At 60.6% G+C, this 18,828-nt stretch carries 23 protein-coding genes; 13 read left to right on the forward strand and 10 right to left on the reverse strand.

From position 1 onward, the window contains the following. Positions 1-157 precede the first annotated feature (157 nt). The 7 genes from rplU (at position 158) to ACLH0H_RS13860 (ending at position 5,740) form a co-directional block, all read left to right on the forward strand. Positions 158-472, forward strand: coding sequence for a 50S ribosomal protein L21 (rplU, locus tag ACLH0H_RS13830; protein WP_003230856.1), 315 nt, complete (start codon positions 158-160; stop codon positions 470-472). Between the two features lie 34 nt (positions 473-506). Beyond that, on the forward strand, positions 507-764 hold the full coding sequence (gene rpmA / locus ACLH0H_RS13835; RefSeq protein WP_003176049.1) for a 50S ribosomal protein L27: 258 nt from the start codon (positions 507-509) through the stop codon (positions 762-764). Positions 765-957: 193 nt separating this feature from the next. After that, positions 958-2,181 carry an Obg family GTPase CgtA gene (gene cgtA, locus ACLH0H_RS13840; protein WP_065883536.1) on the forward strand — a complete coding sequence of 408 codons (1,224 nt, stop codon included), beginning with the start codon at positions 958-960 and terminating at the stop codon, positions 2,179-2,181. A 110-nt stretch (positions 2,182-2,291) separates the two neighbouring features. Beyond that, entirely contained in the window at positions 2,292-3,410 is a 1,119-nt protein-coding gene (gene proB / locus ACLH0H_RS13845; RefSeq protein WP_411382408.1) for a glutamate 5-kinase, read from the forward strand. Between the two features lie 15 nt (positions 3,411-3,425). Beyond that, a complete protein-coding gene (locus ACLH0H_RS13850) occupies positions 3,426-3,890 on the forward strand; it encodes a CreA family protein (protein WP_076949948.1) in 465 nt (154 codons plus the stop codon). Positions 3,891-3,989: 99 nt separating this feature from the next. Further along, complete coding sequence (locus tag ACLH0H_RS13855; protein WP_411378476.1) at positions 3,990-4,472, forward strand: glutathione peroxidase; 483 nt, start codon at positions 3,990-3,992, stop codon at positions 4,470-4,472. A 164-nt stretch (positions 4,473-4,636) separates the two neighbouring features. Then, positions 4,637-5,740: an NADH:flavin oxidoreductase gene (locus tag ACLH0H_RS13860; protein WP_411378477.1), complete on the forward strand. Its 1,104-nt coding sequence runs from the start codon at positions 4,637-4,639 to the stop codon at positions 5,738-5,740. A gap of 310 nt (positions 5,741-6,050) precedes the next feature. On the opposite strand, the gene ACLH0H_RS13865 is transcribed toward ACLH0H_RS13860, so the two are convergent. Next, on the reverse strand, positions 6,051-7,274 hold the full coding sequence (locus ACLH0H_RS13865; protein ID WP_411378478.1) for a glycosyltransferase family 4 protein: 1,224 nt from the start codon (positions 7,272-7,274) through the stop codon (positions 6,051-6,053). A 54-nt stretch (positions 7,275-7,328) separates the two neighbouring features. Beyond that, on the reverse strand, positions 7,329-8,096 hold the full coding sequence (gene cysZ / locus ACLH0H_RS13870) for a sulfate transporter CysZ (protein WP_411378479.1): 768 nt from the start codon (positions 8,094-8,096) through the stop codon (positions 7,329-7,331). 282 nt (positions 8,097-8,378) lie between these two features. On the opposite strand from cysZ, the gene trxB reads away from it, so the two are divergent. After that, positions 8,379-9,341: a thioredoxin-disulfide reductase gene (trxB, locus tag ACLH0H_RS13875; RefSeq protein WP_076949943.1), complete on the forward strand. Its 963-nt coding sequence runs from the start codon at positions 8,379-8,381 to the stop codon at positions 9,339-9,341. Between the two features lie 163 nt (positions 9,342-9,504). On the opposite strand, the gene ACLH0H_RS13880 is transcribed toward trxB, so the two are convergent. From ACLH0H_RS13880 to ACLH0H_RS13905, 6 genes are read right to left on the reverse strand one after another with little or no spacing between them, the layout of a single operon-like run. After that, on the reverse strand, positions 9,505-9,843 hold the full coding sequence (locus ACLH0H_RS13880) for a HopJ type III effector protein (protein ID WP_411378480.1): 339 nt from the start codon (positions 9,841-9,843) through the stop codon (positions 9,505-9,507). Further along, positions 9,836-10,132: a DUF1244 domain-containing protein gene (locus ACLH0H_RS13885; RefSeq protein ID WP_010206472.1), complete on the reverse strand. Its 297-nt coding sequence runs from the start codon at positions 10,130-10,132 to the stop codon at positions 9,836-9,838. Before ACLH0H_RS13885 ends, ACLH0H_RS13880 begins: the two co-directional genes overlap by 8 nt. Positions 10,133-10,154: 22 nt before the next feature. Then, complete coding sequence (folX, locus tag ACLH0H_RS13890; protein ID WP_033896194.1) at positions 10,155-10,526, reverse strand: dihydroneopterin triphosphate 2'-epimerase; 372 nt, start codon at positions 10,524-10,526, stop codon at positions 10,155-10,157. A 2-nt stretch (positions 10,527-10,528) separates the two neighbouring features. Then, a complete protein-coding gene (gene folE, locus ACLH0H_RS13895; protein WP_076949940.1) occupies positions 10,529-11,089 on the reverse strand; it encodes a GTP cyclohydrolase I FolE in 561 nt (186 codons plus the stop codon). A gap of 19 nt (positions 11,090-11,108) precedes the next feature. Beyond that, complete coding sequence (gene folM / locus ACLH0H_RS13900) at positions 11,109-11,819, reverse strand: dihydromonapterin reductase (protein WP_411378481.1); 711 nt, start codon at positions 11,817-11,819, stop codon at positions 11,109-11,111. 56 nt (positions 11,820-11,875) lie between these two features. Next, positions 11,876-12,433 carry an antibiotic biosynthesis monooxygenase gene (locus ACLH0H_RS13905; RefSeq protein WP_411378482.1) on the reverse strand — a complete coding sequence of 186 codons (558 nt, stop codon included), beginning with the start codon at positions 12,431-12,433 and terminating at the stop codon, positions 11,876-11,878. A 215-nt stretch (positions 12,434-12,648) separates the two neighbouring features. Here ACLH0H_RS13905 and ACLH0H_RS13910 point away from each other — a divergent pair, with 215 nt between their 5' ends. Next, positions 12,649-13,599: a MerR family transcriptional regulator gene (locus ACLH0H_RS13910; RefSeq protein WP_411378483.1), complete on the forward strand. Its 951-nt coding sequence runs from the start codon at positions 12,649-12,651 to the stop codon at positions 13,597-13,599. A gap of 2 nt (positions 13,600-13,601) precedes the next feature. Here ACLH0H_RS13910 and ACLH0H_RS13915 read toward each other — a convergent pair whose 3' ends face one another. Next, complete coding sequence (locus ACLH0H_RS13915; RefSeq protein ID WP_186694515.1) at positions 13,602-14,207, reverse strand: hypothetical protein; 606 nt, start codon at positions 14,205-14,207, stop codon at positions 13,602-13,604. Positions 14,208-14,267: 60 nt separating this feature from the next. Continuing rightward, positions 14,268-14,735 carry a PAS domain-containing protein gene (locus ACLH0H_RS13920; RefSeq protein ID WP_411378484.1) on the reverse strand — a complete coding sequence of 156 codons (468 nt, stop codon included), beginning with the start codon at positions 14,733-14,735 and terminating at the stop codon, positions 14,268-14,270. Positions 14,736-14,863: 128 nt separating this feature from the next. Here ACLH0H_RS13920 and ACLH0H_RS13925 point away from each other — a divergent pair, with 128 nt between their 5' ends. The 4 genes from ACLH0H_RS13925 to ACLH0H_RS13940 all read left to right on the forward strand — a co-directional run bounded on the left by ACLH0H_RS13925 (position 14,864) and on the right by ACLH0H_RS13940 (position 18,364). After that, a complete protein-coding gene (locus ACLH0H_RS13925) occupies positions 14,864-15,319 on the forward strand; it encodes a flavodoxin (RefSeq protein WP_411378485.1) in 456 nt (151 codons plus the stop codon). A gap of 204 nt (positions 15,320-15,523) precedes the next feature. Then, on the forward strand, positions 15,524-16,303 hold the full coding sequence (locus ACLH0H_RS13930) for a class II aldolase/adducin family protein (RefSeq protein WP_411378486.1): 780 nt from the start codon (positions 15,524-15,526) through the stop codon (positions 16,301-16,303). After that, positions 16,303-17,205 carry an alpha/beta fold hydrolase gene (locus ACLH0H_RS13935; protein ID WP_411378487.1) on the forward strand — a complete coding sequence of 301 codons (903 nt, stop codon included), beginning with the start codon at positions 16,303-16,305 and terminating at the stop codon, positions 17,203-17,205. The genes ACLH0H_RS13930 and ACLH0H_RS13935 overlap by 1 nt, the downstream gene beginning before the upstream one ends. Before the next feature lie 247 nt (positions 17,206-17,452). Beyond that, positions 17,453-18,364, forward strand: a complete 912-nt coding sequence (locus ACLH0H_RS13940; protein ID WP_411378488.1) for an SDR family oxidoreductase — start codon at positions 17,453-17,455, stop codon at positions 18,362-18,364. Positions 18,365-18,828 lie beyond the last annotated feature (464 nt).

Genomic DNA, 18,828 nt, shown 5'->3' on the forward strand with positions numbered 1-18,828 from the left:
CAACGCATCAACGCCTTGCGTACAATCGCGCACCCTGAACTTCCTGGGCAGCACCTGCCTTACGCAATTGCATTCGGGACGTCCATCCCATGCAGCCATGCCAGCCAATACCTCTTCTTATAAAGCGCTGGGTGAGCAGGATTATCGGAGAAATACCATGTCGTACGCAGTAATTGTTACTGGTGGCAAGCAATACAAGGTCGCCCCAGGTGAATACCTGAAGATCGAAAAACTGGAAATCGCCACCGGCGAATCCGTGACTTTTGATCGCGTTCTGTTGGTCGCCAATGGCGATGACGTGAACATCGGCGCTCCAGTGGTTGCTGGCGCTACCGTTGTGGCTGAAGTGATTTCCCAAGGTCGTCACGATAAAATCCGCATCATCAAGTTCCGTCGTCGTAAGCACCACATGAAGCGTATGGGCCACCGCCAGTGGTACACCGAGATCAAAATCACCGGTATTCAGGCTTAATTTCAGCCTAATTCCTCACTAGGAGAATTGACTCATGGCACACAAAAAAGCTGGTGGTAGTACCCGTAACGGTCGCGACTCAGAAGCCAAACGCCTTGGCGTTAAGATGTATGGCGGCCAGAAAATCATTCCGGGCAACATCATCGTGCGTCAGCGCGGCACCCAATTCCACGCCGGTTACGGTGTAGGCATGGGTAAGGATCACACCCTCTTCGCGAAAATCGAAGGCGTGATCAAGTTTGAAGTAAAAGGCGCGTTCAACCGCCGTTACGTGAGCGTTGTCGCAGCCTAACTGCGAGATCGCTGGAAAAGCCCTGTCTCGCGACGGGGCTTTTTCGTTTGTGGGGTGAGTCTCTTGCAAAGCTGTTTGTGATGGGCTCTCGGGCTGGATTTGCGGTCGCTGATTGAGGTCGCTACGCTCATTTTTGCAAGAGTCTTATGTCTTGGTTTTTTAAGCTCGTCCGTGCGGCGAGAGGCGTTTTGTTATGAAGTTCGTTGATGAAGTTTCCATCCGAGTAAAAGCAGGCGACGGCGGTAACGGTTGCATGAGTTTCCGCCGCGAAAAGTTCATCGAAAACGGTGGCCCCAACGGCGGTGACGGCGGTGACGGCGGTTCTATCTACATGATGGCCGATGAAAACCTCAACACCCTGGTCGACTACCGTTACACCCGGCACTTCGATGCCGAGCGTGGCTCCAACGGCGGCAGCACCGACTGCACCGGTAAAAAAGGCGAAGACCTGGTGCTGCGCGTACCGGTCGGCACCACGATCATCGACTCCGCTACCCAGGAAGTCATCGGCGACCTGACCAAGGCCGGCCAGAAGCTGATGGTGGTGCAGGGCGGCTGGCACGGTCTGGGTAACACCCGATTCAAGTCCAGTACCAACCGCGCGCCACGCCAGACGACCCCTGGCAAGCCGGGCGAGCAGCGTGACCTCAAGCTGGAGATGAAAGTACTCGCCGACGTGGGCCTGCTGGGCCTGCCGAATGCTGGCAAGAGTACCTTCATCCGCTCGGTCTCGGCCGCCAAGCCGAAAGTTGCCGACTACCCGTTCACCACCCTGGTGCCCAACCTGGGCGTGGTCAGCGTCGACCGTTGGAAAAGCTTCGTGATCGCCGACATTCCCGGTCTGATCGAAGGCGCTTCCGATGGCGCCGGCCTGGGGATTCGCTTCCTCAAGCACTTGTCGCGTACCCGTTTGCTGCTGCACCTCGTCGACATGGCGCCACTGGATGACACCAGCGCTGCCGACGCCGCTGAAGTGATCGTCAGTGAACTGACCAAGTTCAGCCCGGCCCTGGCCGAACGTGATCGCTGGCTGGTGCTGAACAAATGCGACCAGATCCTGGAAGAAGAGCACGAAGAGCGCGTCAAGGAAATCGTCGACCGCCTGGAGTGGGAAGGTCCGGTCTACGTCATCTCGGCCATCGCCAAAGAAGGCACCGAGCGCCTGACCCGAGACATCATGCGCTACCTCGAAGACCGTGCCGACCGCCTCGCGGCCGATCCTGTGTTCAAGGCAGAGCTGGCCGAACTCGACCAGCAGATCGAAGACGAAGCCCGTGCCCAGTTGCAGGCCCTGGACGACCAACGTGCCCTGCGCCGCAGCGGCGTGAAGTCGGTCCATGACATCGGCGACGATGATTGGGACGAAGAAGACGTGGATGATGAAGACGGTCCGGAAATCATTTACGTGCGCGACTGATTCGTTGCGATAAACTTGAACGCCGCTCCTTTGGAGCGGCGTTTTGGTATCCGGGTATAACGTTATGGGCCGCGCTGGGTCGCGCAGCCCTCAATCTAAGGTTGAAGATGATGCGGAGCAAAGTGACAGGTGCGCAGCGCTGGGTCGTGAAGATCGGAAGTGCGCTGCTGACGGCCGATGGCAAGGGGCTGGATCGCGCAGCCATGAGCGTCTGGGTCGAGCAGATGGTGGCCTTGCATGAGGCCGGTGTGGAGTTGGTGCTGGTCTCGTCCGGGGCTGTGGCCGCCGGCATGAGCCGCCTCGGCTGGACCGCGCGACCCAGCGCGATGCACGAGCTGCAAGCAGCCGCCGCCATCGGCCAGATGGGCCTGGTGCAAGCCTGGGAATCCAGCTTTGCCGAGCATGGCCGCCACACGGCGCAGATCCTGCTGACCCACGACGACCTGTCCGACCGCAAGCGCTACCTCAACGCCCGCAGTACCCTGCGCGCGCTGGTGGAGCTCAAGGTCATCCCGGTGATCAACGAAAACGACACCGTGGTCACCGATGAAATCCGCTTCGGCGACAACGACACCCTGGCCGCCCTGGTGGCCAACCTGGTGGAAGCCGACCTGCTGGTGATCCTCACCGACCGCGACGGCATGTTCGACGCCGACCCCCGCAACAACCCGGACGCCCAGTTGATCTACGAAGCCCGCGCCGATGACCCGGCACTGGATGCTGTGGCCGGCAGCGTCGGCGGTGCCCTGGGCCGTGGCGGCATGCAGACCAAGCTGCGCGCCGCGCGCCTGGCCGCGCGTTCCGGTGCCCACACCATCATTGTTGGCGGGCGTATTGAGCGCGTGCTGGACCGTCTCAAGGCCGGCGAGCGCATCGGCACCCTGTTGTCGCCGGAACGCGGCATGCTGGCGGCGCGCAAGCAGTGGCTGGCCGGTCACCTGCAAACCCGTGGCACCCTGGTGCTGGACGCCGGCGCGGTGTCGGCCCTGTCCCAAGGCAACAAGAGCCTGCTGCCGGTGGGCGTCAAGTTGGTGCAGGGCAGCTTCCGCCGTGGCGAAATGGTGGTGTGTGTCGCGCCGGATGGTCGTGAGATCGCCCGTGGCCTGGCCAACTACAGTGCGCTCGAAGCGCAGAAGATCATTGGACAATCGTCCGATGCGATTGTCGGAATCTTGGGTTACATGGCCGAGCCGGAACTGGTTCACCGCGACAACCTGATTCTGGTCTAACCAAAGGAATACACGATGCGTTTAATGAAGGGATTGCTCGGCCTGCTGTTGGCCCTGCCGCTGCTGGCATCCGCCGAAGAAATCGGCCAGGTCTCGACGGTGTTCAAGTTTGTAGGACCCAACGACCGAATTGTCGTTGAAGCCTTTGACGATCCCAAGGTCGACGGCGTGACCTGCTACCTGTCGCGCGCCAAGACCGGCGGCGTCAAAGGCGGCCTGGGCCTGGCCGAGGACCGCGCCGAAGCCTCGATTGCCTGCCGTCAGGTCGGGCCGATCCGCTTCAAGGGCGAACTCAAGGATGGCGACGAAGTGTTCAAGGAGCGCACGTCCCTGGTGTTCAAGACCATGCAGGTGGTGCGTTTCCTCGACAAGAAGCGCAACACCCTGGTGTACCTGGTCTACAGCGACCGCCTGATCGAAGGCAGCCCGCAGAACGCCGTGACGGCGATTCCGATTTTGCCCTGGCCGACCGCTCAGTAACCTGCAGGCGATTTTTGCAATCGGCGTCTATGATTGCAGGCTTGCGGGTTGTAATCTCGAAACGCGGCAATGCGAAAACATGGATATCTGGAGTTCGTCATGAGTGCTTTCCACGACCTGAAACTCAAAGCTTTGGACGGACAAGAGCTGCCGCTGGCGCCGTTCAAGGGGCAAGTGGTGCTGGTGGTCAACGTGGCCTCCAAATGTGGCTTGACCCCGCAGTATGCGGCTTTGGAGAACCTCTACCAGCAGTACAAAGGCCAGGGGTTCACCGTGCTTGGCCTGCCCTGCAATCAATTTGCAGGCCAGGAACCGGGTAGCGAGCAAGAGATCCGGGCATTCTGCAGCCTCAACTACGGGGTGACTTTCCCGCTGGGCAGCAAGCTTGAGGTCAACGGCCCTGACCGTCACCAGCTGTACCGTTTGCTGGCGGGCGAGGGCGCCGAGTTCCCAGGGGATATCACTTGGAACTTCGAAAAATTCCTGCTCGGCAAAGATGGCCGTGTCCTGGCGCGCTTTTCGCCGCGCACCCCACCGGAAGACCCCTCGATCGTCCAGGCCATCGAAAAAGCCCTGAGCTGAATCCCTATCTCCGTAGTGAGCGGGCTTGCCCGCGACGGGCTGCTCAGCAGCCCGAATGCCTTAACACTTTTACCCCTTAATCACCCAGATCAATAGTGCTATCAGGGGCTCAACGCTCTGCATATTATCCGCATCATAAACCCCGTTCCCTGTGGAGTGCTCCCATGCCTGTCCAAGCCTTGTTCAAACCTTTCCAGCTGGGCGCATTGCAACTGTCGACCCGCGTCGTCATGGCGCCGATGACCCGTTCGTTCTCTCCAGGCGGTGTGCCGAATGCCCAAGTCATCGAGTACTACCGCCGCCGTGCGGCCGCTTGCGTGGGCCTGATCATCACCGAGGGCACCGTGGTCGGCCATCAAGCCTCCAACGGCTACCCCAACGTGCCGCACTTCTACGGTGAGGCCGCGCTGGCCGGCTGGAAGAAAGTCGTCGACGCGGTGCATGCCGAAGGCGGCAAAATCGTCCCGCAGCTGTGGCACGTGGGCAGCGTTCGCCGTCTCGGCACCGAGCCTGATGGCCGCGTGCCGGCCTACGGCCCGATGGAAAAACTCAAGGACGGCAATGTGGTGGTGCATGGCATGACCGCCCAGGATATCAAGGACGTCATCAACGCCTTTGCCCAAGCCGCCAGGGACGCCCAGGACATCGGCATGGACGGCGTGGAGATCCACGGTGCCCACGGCTATCTGGTCGACCAGTTCTTCTGGGAAGGCAGCAACCAGCGTACCGACGAATACGGCGGCAGCCTGGCCAATCGCTCGCGTTTCGCCATCGAGTTGATCCAGGCCACCCGCGCCGCGGTTGGTCCGGACTTCCCGATCATCTTTCGCTTTTCGCAGTGGAAACAGCAGGATTACACCGCGCGTCTGGTGCAAACCCCCGAAGCGCTGGGCGAATTTCTCAAGCCGTTGTCTGATGCTGGTGTGGACATTTTCCACTGCTCCACCCGTCGCTTCTGGGAGCCGGAATTCGAAGGCTCCGACCTCAACCTGGCCGGCTGGACCCGCCAGCTCACCGGCAAGCCGACCATTACCGTCGGCAGCGTTGGCCTGGACGGCGAGTTCCTGCAGTTCATGGTCAACACCGACAAGGTCGCGCAGCCGGCCAGCCTGGAGAAACTGCTGGAGCGCCTGAACAACAACGAGTTCGACCTGGTCGCCGTGGGCCGCGCGCTGCTGGTGGATCCGGATTGGGCGGTGAAGGTGCGCGAAGGTCGCGAGGGTGACATTCTGCCGTTCAGTCGTGAGGCGTTGACGACCTTGGTGTAAAAAGAAAGCGCCTTGCGACGACCGCAGGGCGCTCAAATTACCTCAGGGTTTAGTATTGCAGCTTCTTGTTGGGCAGGTGATGTTGGTGGGTTCCTATCCCGGTTTGACGGTGAGACTGGTCATATGTCGTCGGTTCCGTGCGGGAGCCATCCAGAATCTGCCGCTGACGGTTTCTTTCCTGCAGCGATAGGTTTGCGCTGCTGTGTGTGGCCATTGCATAAGTTTCCATTCCTCACCCTCCATCGATTAAAAAGCCTGCTCGCATCGGCAGGTATCAATGAATGGCAATCGGGAGCCGGTCGTTCCCATTTTAAATATCAGGTAAATCTTTGCAGGTGCTGTCAAGTGGCTCGCTTGCCGGGGATAGCGTTGCGCCAGGCGTTGCAACGCGCTCACTGCACACGCCGCGCAGCTGGTTTTCAAACGCCTCGATAATCGCCGGCCAGCCTTGACGACTGGCATGTTGCCGCGCATTCAGGCGAGCCCTGCGCAGGGTCTCGCGCTCCTCCAGCAGCCAGATAGCCGCGTCGCAAAACGCAGCCTCGTCCCCTGGCATTGCCAGGACGCCGTTGTAGCCATGGCGAATATGCTGGGTCGCAGCCGCCTGGTCGTACGCCACCACGCCAAGTCCCGAGGCCATCGCTTCAAGCACCACATTGCCAAACGTCTCCGTCAGGCTGGGAAACAGGAACAGGTCACCCGAGGCGTAATGCCGCGCCAGTTCTTCGCCTCGCTGGGTACCGCAGAACACCGCATCGGGCAACTCGCGCTCCAGTGCCGGGCGTTGCGGGCCGTCACCGACGATGATCAGTTTCAGGCGCCGTCTTGCGTAGGTGTTCTGAAGCTCATCAAAACAGCGCTTGAGGAGGCCGAGGTTCTTTTCCTGGGCCAGGCGTCCAACATGCAGCACCGCGATATCGTCGCTCTCCAATCCCCAATGTTTGCGCAGGTTGCCGTCGCGTTTCGCTGGATGGAACAACTGGCTGTCCACGCCGCGCGACAGCATCCCCAGCCGTTCGAAATGCTTGCGCTCCAACTCCAGGCGCTGGCTGGCGCTGGGTACCAGGGTCAGGCTCGAGCGGTTATGAAACCAGCGCAGGTAGTGGGTGACCATACGACTTAGCAAGCTCAAGCCGTACTGGTTCGAATACTGCTGGAAATTCGTATGAAAGCCGCTGACGACGCTGATCCCCAGGCGCCTCGCCGCACGCAACGCCGACAGCCCCAGCGGCCCCTCGGTGGCGATATACAACACGTCCGGGCGTTGGCGCGTCCAGCGTCGTAGCAACTTGTGCATCGACGACTGGCCCCACTGCAGGCCTGGGTAACCCGGCAGCGGCCAGCCGCGGCACAGCAGCAATGCGTCGTCGCTGGGACGGCTCTGGTCGGCGCCCTGGCGCGGTCGCACCAGCTCGACTTGATGGCCGCGTGCACGCAGGCCCTCGCACAGGCGGCCAAGGGTATTGGCCACCCCGTTGATCTCTGGCGGGAAGGTTTCGGTGATGAGCGTAATGTGGAGCGAAGCTGTCGTCATGACCCACAGTGTCGTCGTGGGCCATGTCGTCATTGTGTCATTGGCATGATGGATTTATGACTGGGTCACTTTTTGCTGCTGCGCCATCGCCTCGGCCCCTTGTTCGCGCACCCAGAACAACGTCGCGCCGGCCACTGCCGCCGGCATCATCAGCAGGTTGACCACCGGCACCAGCAACACCAGGTAAACGATGCCGCCAAAGCTCAGGCTCTGCCAGCGTTTCTGGCGCAGCCAGGCGAGCATTTCGTTCCAGCCCAGCTTGTGGTTGTCGGCCGGGTAGTCGATGTATTGGATCGCCATCATCCACACGCCAAACAACAGCCACAACGGCGCGGCGATCAGGTTGACCACGGGAATGAACGAGAGGATAAACAAGCCGATGGCCCGCGGCAGGAAGTAGCCCAGCTTGCGCATTTCCCGCGCCAGGGTGCGCGGCACCATGGCGATCAGCTCGCCCCAGCTGAAGGCCGGGAAATCATCGGTGCCGCGCACCACCACTTCGACTTTCTCCGAGAGAAAGCCATTGAACGGCGCCGCGATGATGTTGGCCAGCATGGTGAAGGTGAAAAACACCATCAATACCACCAGCACCACAAACAGCGGCCAGATCAGGTAATTCAGGAAGCTCAGCCAGCTCGGCAGCGTCGGCATCAGGTGGTCGACCCATAGGCTGAACTGATGACCGGCGAAATAGATCAAGCCGATGAACAGCACCAGGTTGATCGCCAGCGGCAGCAGTACAAACAGGCGCAAGCCAGGGCTCAATACCAGCTTGAGGCCTTCACGCAGGTATTGCGGGCCGGAAAGAACAGGGGCGGGCATGGAGAACTCCGAGCAAAGGGACGAACGCGCCGACCTTACCGGCTTTACCTCTTGGGCGAAAGCGGCGACATCAGCAGAAACAAACCTGTCGATCAACCGGCTCGACTGCATAGAGACCGCCTATGAGCTGGATTGTTATTGCGTATTTCCTTAATCTTGCCCCCCTCGATACGCTGCACCCATTATTTTCAGGGCCCGCGAGTTCAAGCCTTCCCCAAGTGCTTCGTGGTCCCTTTTTTATTCCAGCCGCCTTGTAGTCCGGGCGGTCGATAGGAGTGAGTCATGTCTGCTACCCGTCATTCGCGAGTGATTATTCTCGGTTCCGGCCCTGCCGGTTACAGCGCTGCCGTCTACGCTGCCCGGGCCAACCTCAAGCCGCTGCTGATCACCGGCATGCAGGCGGGCGGTCAGTTGACCACCACCACTGAAGTCGACAACTGGCCGGGCGACGTCCACGGCCTGACCGGCCCGGTACTGATGGAGCGTATGAAAGAGCACGCCGAGCGCTTTGAAACCGAGATCGTGTTTGATCACATCAACCAGGTCGACTTTTCCAAAAAGCCTTACAGCCTGACCGGCGACAGCGGCGTGTACACCTGTGACGCACTGATCATCGCCACCGGCGCCAGCGCCCGTTACCTGGGCCTGCCATCGGAAGAGGCGTTCATGGGCAAAGGCGTTTCGGCTTGCGCGACCTGCGACGGTTTTTTCTACCGCAACAAGCCGGTCGCCGTGGTTGGCGGCGGCAACACCGCCGTGGAAGAGGCACTGTACCTGGCCAACATCGCCAGTACCGTGACCCTGGTTCACCGTCGCGAGACCTTCCGCGCCGAGAAGATCCTGATCGACAAGCTGCACGCCCGTGTCGCTGAAGGCAAGATCATCCTCAAGCTCAACGCCACCCTGGACGAAGTCCTGGGCGACAACATGGGCGTGACCGGTGCGCGCCTGAAAAACAACGACGGCAGCTTCGACGAGCTGACAGTCGACGGTGTGTTCATCGCCATCGGCCACACTCCGAACACCTCGCTGTTCGAAGGCGTGCTGGAAGCCAAGGACGGTTACCTGGTGGTGCAGGGCGGCCGTGAAGGCAACGCCACTGCGACCAACATCGAAGGTATCTTCGCCGCCGGTGACGTGGCCGACCACGTCTACCGCCAAGCTATCACCTCGGCCGGCGCCGGTTGCATGGCGGCACTGGATGCCGAGCGTTACCTCGACGGCCTGCAGAACGCTACGTTCTGAACCTGTTGAACCAAAAAAACCGGCTGCGAGGCCGGTTTTTTTATGCGCGGGATTTCTGTAGGAGCGAGCTTGCTCGCGAAAAGCGTCAACGATAATGAGGGGAAACCTGATACTCCGTAGCGTACTCAGGTTTTTCGCGAGCGAGCTCGCTCCTACGGGAAGCTTAGCGGCGAGTGAGGGGCTGCGCAGCGAACTTCACGCCCGCCAGACCATGAGTCATCAACGCCCGAATATTCCCATGGTCACTGCCCTCAGGCGTGGCCACCACCGAACGGTAATGCTCACCAAACGCCAGCAGCGCTTGCTGATCGCTCAACCCTTCCAGCAACGCCAGACCCAAGGTCTTGCACGAACCTTCGTTCTGCCCGGCAGCGTTTTCCACATCGCCATTGGTAAAGGCTTGCGGCTGATAGTCGTAACCGGCAGCAACAAACGCCAGGGTGTCGGCAAAAACATGTTCGCCGCTGTCGAGGCTGGCGCGCAGGATATTCAAATCAGTCATGGGTTTTTCCTTTGGCAAACGCGGCCTGCTGGTCGGCGCTGGCTTCTTTCTGGTACTGGGCTTTCCATTCGGCGTAGGGCATGCCGTACACCACTTCGCGGGCGTCATCGAGGCTCAGCTCGATCTGGCGCTCATCGGCTTCGGCCTTGTACCACTTGGACAAGCAGTTGCGGCAGAAGCCCGAGAGGTTCATCAGGTCGATGTTCTGCACATCCTTGCGGCTGTCCAGATGGGCCACCAGCCGGCGGAAAGCGGCGGCTTCGAGTTCGAGGCGTTGTTGATCGTTCATAAGGCTCACTGCAGGTTCAGGGTTAGCGGCTGGCCGCCAGGGTAATCGACACCGATTCGGCAAACCGCAGCGCATGGGGCTTGTCCACTTCGACCTCGGCGTACAGCACCGATTCATTGCCCATCACCAGGTCCAGCAATTCCTGGGTCAGGCGCTCCAGCAGGGCAAAGCGGTTGCCTTCGACATGGGCGATGATCGCCTTGGTGATGGTGCGGTAGTTCAGCGCGTGGTCGATGTCGTTGTCGCGCACGGCTTCCTGGGCGGCATACAGGATGGTCAGGTTGATCAGCACATCCTGCTTGTTGAGGATTTCGTCCTCGTTAATACCAATATAGGTGCGCAGGCACAGGTCCTTGACCCGGATGCGTGCCATGCCTGGTTGAAGTTGTGGCATTGCTACTTGCTCCGTCCGATCAGTTGCAGGAACTCCATGCGCGTGGTGGTCGACTCGCGGAACGCGCCGAGCATCACGGAGGTGTTCATGGTTGAATTCTGTTTTTCCACGCCGCGCATCATCATGCACATGTGCCTGGCCTCGATCACCACGGCCACGCCGGCGGCCTGGGTCACATCCTGGATGGCGTCGGCGATTTGCCGCGTGAGGTTTTCCTGGATCTGCAGACGCCGGGCGAACATGTCGACGATGCGCGCCAGTTTCGACAGGCCCAGCACCTTGCCGGTCGGAATATAGGCCACATGGGCCTTGCCGATAAAGGGCAGCAGGTGGTGTTCGCACAATGAATAGAGCTCGATGTCCTTGAGGATCACCATCTCGTCATTGTCAGACGCGAACAGCGCGCCGTTGACGATTTCTTCCAGGTTCTGTTCGTAGCCATGACACAGGTATTGCATGGCCTTGGCAGCGCGCTTGGGCGTGTCGAGCAAGCCTTCGCGCTCCGGATCTTCACCCAGGCCTTTGAGGATCTCGCGGTAGTGTTGGGGCAGGGACAAAGTCATACAACATCCTCAAAAACGGCTACTTGATATGCCGCCCGCCGTTGACGGTCAGGGTGGTACCGGTGACATAGGGGTTGTCCAGCAGGTAACGCACGCTCTGGTAGATCACCTCGGGGCCGGGCTCGATGCCCAGGGCCGATTTGGCCAGTACCTTGGCGCGGTAGGCGTCGTCATCCCCCTGGTTGAACATCACCATCGCCGGGGCGATGCCGTTGACCTTGATCAAGGGTGCGAACTGCGCGGCAAATGACAGCGTCAAGCTGTCGAGGCCGGCCTTGGTCGCGCAGTACGCGATGTGCTGACGGCTGCCCTTGCGCACGACGTCGTCGCTGATGTGCACGATGTCGGCCGGTGTCGAGCGTTGCAGCAAGGGTGAACAATGCAGGTTGATGAGGTACGGCGCAAGCATGTGCACGCTGAACATGTCGACGAAGGCGCGGCTTTCGTCGCCAGGCGTTTCAGCGACCCAGGCTGAGGCGTTGTGAATGATCGCCCGCAGGCTTTGGGTATGGGTGTTCAGTTCAGCGATAAACGCCAGGATCCCGGCTTCATCGCTGAAGTCCGCGAAGATGCCGATCGCGCCGCGCTCGCGCAACGCGTGCACGCCGGGCCGCTCGCTGCGGTAGCTGAAAATCACCGGGTGGCCCTCGTCCAGCAGGCGTTGGGCGCAATGCAGGCCAACACGCTGGCCGGCACCGGTGATCAGGATCGGGGCGTTCGTTGCAGTCATGGGAGGCTCGGGTCGCTGGCAGGGTGAAACTATACCAGCGCGCGTCGCCCCTGTGCTCAAGCCGCGGCTTCACGAACCTTGCGCGCCGGGCTCGGGTGCAGCCAGTTCGCCAACAGGTGCGTGGACAATGGAATAAACAGGTAAACCATCAAGGGCGTCAGCGCCAGGGTGCTGACCAGCACACGGGGCAGCAGCGCCAGTTCATTGAGCAGCGGGCCCAGCACAAAGTTGAACAGCAGCGATACCGGGAAAAACGCCAGCCAGATCGCCACAGCCTGCTTCCAGCGTGGTGGCCGCGCGCCTGCCGCGCCGAACCAGCCGTCGATGCCGCGTACGCGGTGCTCGGACGGGTCGGCAAACAATTCGCTGCCACGGCCCAGCCAGGCACTGCGGGATGCGGAAAACTCCCAGGCATGCAGGGTTTTTTCATCGGCAAAGCGGAAGATAATCTGGAATTCATCATCATGGGGCGGCGGTGCAAGCACGCCTGAGCCCAGGTAACCGGGAAAGTCGGTGGCCAATTGCTCGCCTTCACGCAGCCAAGCCATCAGTTCTTCGTAGCGACCCTTGGCCACGCGGCGCGCAACCATCAGGGTGACGGGAGAGGTAGACATTGTGTATCTCCAGATAGACGGGTGCGCTGGGTCGGGTAGGCGGCGCACAAACGAAGCTGCGGGGTGCTGCAGCTTTGCTGAAATAACAGGCAAGGATTATTCCTGTTTCAGCGAAATACGCCAGATACTTTGCTCGGCCCATCGTGCAACTTGAATCGGCCCGCCGAATAAGCGTTAAATAGGCCCCACATCGACACGGATGTTCTTGACCTCTAATGCCCGAAATTATTGCTCCCCAGCGCGAAACATCCCCAGTGAACGCACCCGCTTGCGCTGACCTTTTCCCGATTCGTGAAGTCGCTCGGCTGACCGGCGTCAACCCGGTGACCTTGCGTGCCTGGGAGCGGCGCTACGGCCTTATCCAGCCCACCCGCACCGAAAGCGGGCACCGGTTGTATTCGCGCAACGACATCGACACGGTGCACCGGATTCTCGACTGGATCGAACGTGGCGTGGCGGTGAGTAAAGTCGCCAGGATCCTCGCGCGAGGCGAGCGGCTCGGCGAACCTGGCGCGGTTTCCGAGGCTGCGCTGCAGTGGCGCCAGTGGCAACGCCAACTGCGCATGGCAACCAGCGCATTCGATGACCGCCAGCTGGACCTGCTCTACGGCCAGCTCTGTTGCGATTATCCGCTGCCTATCGTGTTTCAAGACATCCTCATGCCGCTCTGGCAGGAGTTGTTGCGTCACCAGGGGCATTTCGGCCAAGCCAGCGAATGGCTGTTCTTCGACAGCTTCCTGCGCTCGCGTGCCGCGCAGCGCCTCCAGGCAGCCGCCGCCGTGCCGGGGCCGCGCGTGCTGGTGGCGGCGATTGCCGGGGAATGCCGTGAGCTGGAGTTGTTGGTCGCGGGCCTGTTGATGGCGGCGGACAAACTTGCGGTAAAACTACTGGGCGTCGGCCAGCCGTTCGATGAGTTGACCCTGGTCTGTGAAAAGACCCAGCCGCAAGCCCTGGTGCTGTTTTCCAACCGTGCCCCCGGCAGTGATCTGCCGCAGCGGCTCAAGCGCCTGGCGCTGACATTGAATTGCCCGCTGTTGCTGGCCGGTGATGCAGCGGACCTGGCGCAGGAAAGCCTGGCGGGCTCGTCAATCGGCTGCCTGGGTAATGAGGGGCAACTGATGCAGCGCCGCTTGCAGCTCTTCCTGAGCGGTAGCCTCGACACCTGATTTCAGGCATGTACTTGCGGGTAAACCAGTCGGTGCTGGTGCAGGATGAACTGGCGCAGGCGCTCGGTTTCATCGGCGTTGCCCTGGCCCAGTCGGTAGGCGAACAGCCCGCGCGCGGTTTCCCGTTCGAACGATCCGCGCAGCGCAATGCGTTCATAGCCCGAAGGGCTGAACCACAGCGAAAAGGTCTTGGGCGGTTTGATCCGGCCACGAATCTCTATCAGCACCCCCTTGAACGACACTTCGCGCACCCATAACGCGCCTGGGTTGCCCTTGATATTCTCCAGGGCCACCGGTGTTTCCAGCTCCAGGCGCCACGGCCGGATCATCGGCCCATCCTCGAAGATACTCGGCACGCCCAGGCGCAGATGGACCGCGTGAAACTCATCCTCCACCAGCTGCAGTGGAAACGTCAGTTGCTGATTGTCGAACTGGGCCTGGATGGTGACATGGTCATGAGCGGCCAGGCGGGTGAGCAAGTCGCGGATCTGCGCGCCACCGTTGACCGTCAGGCTCGACGATGCATCCCGCACGTTGAGTTGCGGGTTGTGCTGCATGTTCTGAATGAACTCCAGCTCATCCTGGGTCAGAAGCGCGTCGCGTTGCATCGCCATTGCTCAATAGGTGGAGTGTTAAAATGCCATTATCCCCTTTACTGACTGCTTTTTCTAAATTTTGTTAGATCCGCTCGTCGTTTTGAGCGACGCCAGCTCGGCTTTCACCTGGGCCAATTCGGCTTCCAACTGGGTGACGCGCTGCTGGGCTTTGACCTGCAAGGTGACGTTCTTCTGCACACCGACGAAATAGGTCTGCCTGTCGGTCTCGTTATAAACCGTTGAAAGTGACAGTTCGTTCCAGAAATGGCTGCCGTCCTTGCGGTAATTGCGCAGGATTTCGCGGCAGGCCCCGCCACTTTCCAACGCCTCCCGAATCGCCATCAGCGCCGGCTGATCGCGGTCGCCCGACTGCAGGAAGCGGCAATCCTGATAGAGGATTTCATCCAGCGTGTAGCCGGTCATGCGTTCGAATGCCGGGTTGACATAGATCAGCGGCTTGTCCAGGCCTTCCCGTTCGGCGACGACGATGCCGTCGTTGGAGGCGTTGATCACCAGTTGCATCAGCTTGGCGTTAATCATTGAGCGGTCCATGGCTTGTTGTGGAGCTTGGAGTTTATGGCAATGCCTGAATGTTGCACGGGGTGCGCTGAAAAATTTGCGTCAGCTGCTAATATCCCAGGCTTTCGCTCAACTACAGGATCAGATTGATGAAAGTCGCCATCCTTTCCGGCTCGGTCTACGGCACCGCTGAAGAAGTGGCCCGCCACGCCGCCGGTATCCTCAATGCCGCCGGTTTCGAGGCCTGGCACAACCCGCGAGCCAGCCTGGCGGATGTGCAGGCATTTGCACCGGACGCCTTTCTGGCGGTCACGTCCACCACCGGCATGGGCGAGTTGCCCGATAACCTGCACCCCCTGTATTCGAGTATCCGCGACCAACTGCCCGCCGCCTGGCGCGGCCTGCCTGGTGCGGTGATCGGCCTGGGCGACGCCAGCTATGGCGATACGTTCTGCGCCGGTGGCCAGCACATGCGCGAGTTGTTCAGTGAGCTGGGCGTGCGCGAAGTGCTGCCAATGCTGCGCCTGGACGCCAGCGAAAGCGTCACTCCGGAAACGGACGCCGAACCGTGGCTGGCCGAACTGATCATTGCACTACGCGGTTGACCGCAAACGCCCGCGGCAACGCCATTGCGTGGCTTTGTTGACGGCACTTCTCTGGCGTCACTTGCACAAATTTGGACTATTCTCAACGCTGACTCGCAGGGTCATCAAGCTGGCTGCCAAGGCAACTACGGCGGCGTTGAGGTCTGACTAGACTGGCCCCTCACTCAAAAAATAATAAGAAAGTGCGCCAAGGAGGTCGTTAACGTGAGCCTAGCCCCCGTTGCATCACTGCATGTCAAAGATCAGGTCAGCGCTGCCGAGTGGCAAGCCCGCGTCGACCTGGCAGCCTGTTATCGCCTGGTGGCGATGCACGGTTGGGACGACCTGATCTTCACCCATATCTCGGCCAAGGTACCGGGCACCGATGACTTCCTGATCAACCCTTATGGGCTGATGTTCCACGAGATCACCGCGTCGAGCCTGGTCAAGGTCGACCAGGCGGGCAACAAGCTGATGGACAGCCCCTACGAGATCAACCCGGCGGGCTACACCATTCACAGCGCCATCCACGAAGTGCGTCATGATGTGACCTGCGTGTTGCATACCCACACCGCCGCCGGTGTCGCGGTGGCGGCGCAGAAGCAAGGCGTGTTGCCGATCAGCCAGCAATCGATATTCGTGTTGTCGAGCCTGGCCTATCACGCCTACGAAGGGGTGGCGTTGAACCCTGAAGAGAAGGTGCGCTTGCAGGCCGATCTAGGCCAAAACAATTTCCTGATGCTGCATAACCATGGCCTGCTGACCTGCGGCAGCACCATTGCCGACACCTTTTTGATGATGTTTACCTTCCAGCGCGCCTGCGATATCCAGGTCCTGGCACAAAACGGCGGCGCGCAATTGATACCCATCGGGCCGCAGATACTCGCAGGCGCCAAGGCGATGGTGGCGGCGGTCACCAAGAGCGCGCAAGGCATGGGGGGCGCGCTGGCCTGGCCGGCGCTGCTGCGTACGTTGGACAGTCGGGACCCAGGGTATAAAAACTGATGCCGCTCGCCGAGATCCCGCTCAGCGTCTGGCGCAAGCGCAGCCAGACATTCGACTTCCACGGCCGCACCATCCGTTACTGGGTAGCGGGGCAGGGTGAGCCGCTGCTGTTGATCCATGGCTTTCCCACCGCCAGTTGGGACTGGCATTACCTGTGGCAACCCCTGGCCCAGCGCAACCTGGTGATTGCCTGCGACATGCTCGGTTTTGGCGACTCGGCCAAGCCTTTGGACCATGGCTACTGCCTGCTGGAACAAGCGGATTTGCAGCAGGCGCTGCTGGCGCACTTGCGCGTTGAGCAACCGGTGCACGTGCTGGCACACGACTACGGTGACAGCGTTGCCCAGGAATTGCTGGCTCGGCACTACGAAGGTCGCTTTCACATGGCCAGCTGTGTGTTTCTCAACGGTGGTTTGTTCCCTGAAACCCATCGGCCGGCGCTGGTGCAAAAGCTCTTGCTCAGCCCCCTGGGGTGGATGGTCGGCCGCGCCTTCGGGCGCAATGCCTTGGCGAACAGCTTCAACCAGATATTCGGCCCCAGTACCCGCCCCAGTGAAAGCGTCCTGGATGATTTCTGGAGTCTGATCGAGTGCCACGAAGGTACGCGCATCCTGCACAAACTCATCGGCTACCTTCCCCAACGGCAGCGACTGCGTGAGCGCTGGGTCGCGGCGATGCAACACGGCGAAGTGCCGTTGCGCGTGATCGACGGCGAGATTGACCCGATCTCCGGCGCCCATATGGTGGAGCGCTACCACCAGTTGGTGCCCCACGCCGACACGGTGCTGCTGGCCAATATCGGCCACTATCCGCAGATCGAAGCGCCGGTGCAGGTGCTCAAGCATTACCTGGCGTTTCGTGAGCGGATCAGTTGCCCGGTGTCGCGCGCGGCCTGTTCCTGAGAGCAAATCCCCACCAGATGTAGAGACTTATGTGGGAGCTGGCTTGCCTGCGATAGTATCACCGCGCTGTAACTGGCACACCGAGGCGATCCTATCGCGGGCAAGCCCGGCTCCCACACAAGCCAGCTCTCAGCGCCATCATCCCTGCGCCTTATCGGGCACCATTCAGCCTCAGCCGTTTCTATTGTGACCCGCGCCCCGGTGCCTGACACTCGACCCATTCCCATTATCGCCATTGGAGTTCGGTATGAGTGAGTCAGTGCAGTTCCAGGATAAGGTCGTGATCGTCACCGGGGCCGGCGGCGGATTGGGCCGGGCCCATGCGCTGCTGTTCGCCAGGCACGGCGCCAAGGTACTGGTGAACGATCTGGGCGGCTCCACCCAGGGCGAAGGCGCCAGTGCCTCGGCCGCCGACCGGGTCGTGGCCGAAATTCGTGAAGCCGGCGGCATTGCCGAGGCCAACCATGACTCTGTCACCGAAGGTGACAAGATCGTGCAGAACGCCCTCGACGCTTTCGGCCGTATCGATGTAGTGGTCAATAACGCCGGAATCCTGCGCGACAAGACCTTCCACAAAATGGACGACAGCGATTGGGACCTGGTTTACCGGGTGCATGTCGAAGGCGCCTACAAAGTCACCCGCGCCGCCTGGCCCCACCTGCGTGAGCAAGGCTACGGCCGGGTGATCTTTACCGCGTCCACCTCGGGCATCTACGGCAATTTCGGCCAGTCCAACTACGGCATGGCCAAGCTCGGCCTGTATGGGCTGACGCGCACCCTGGCGCTGGAAGGGCGCAAGAACAACATCCTGGTCAATGCGATTGCCCCTACCGGCGCGACGCGCATGACCGAAGGCCTGATCCCGCCGCAAGTGTTCGAGCGCCTCAAGCCGGAGCTGGTCAGCCCGTTGGTGGTGTATCTGGGCAGCGAGGCTTGCCAGGAAACCTCAGGCCTGTTTGAAGTCGGCGGCGGCTGGATCGGCAAGACCCGCTGGGAGCGCAGCCTGGGCGTGGGCTTTGACCCCGAAGCCGGGTTCTCTCCCGAAGATGTGGCGGCGCATTGGCAGCAGATCTGCGATTTCGAAGGGGCCGCCCATCCCAAGGACAACATCGAGGCCTTGAAGGAGATGATGGCCAATTTGCAGAAATACAGCCTGTGATCATTGCTTGAAAAAGCTTGAATCCTACGGGGCGCTGATGGCGCCCCGTTTTATTTTTGGCATAAAAAAGGCCGCTGCATAGGCAGCGGCCGAAGTAAGACGTTGGATCAAGGAGCGACAAATCAACGTCAGTGAACACCGTTAACGAATTGAAAAAAATCATCAATCCATTCAAGTCTGGCTTTTCTTCCAGCGGTGGAAGTGGGCCGTTGGCCCTGAAAGCCCGCTAAGCATAGTGGCTTGTAACAAGATGAGTAATGCCGGTTCATGACAAGGACTGTTACGCAAACCGCAACAGTGACAGCGCGCGCCATCCATTCTCCTGATAACCCGTAATCCACGCGGCGCATGCCCGCGCCCAGACCCAGGCCAGAGCGCCCGCTAATCCTTTCGAGCGACAACACGAATCCCTCCTTGGTGCGCTTATCGCTCCTGACGGGCGGCAGTAGGGTGGGGCCTTCTGT

Origin of the sequence: Pseudomonas sp. MPB26 (assembly GCF_046605355.1) — a bacterium.
In the GTDB taxonomy this organism is placed as follows: domain Bacteria; phylum Pseudomonadota; class Gammaproteobacteria; order Pseudomonadales; family Pseudomonadaceae; genus Aquipseudomonas; species Aquipseudomonas cedrina.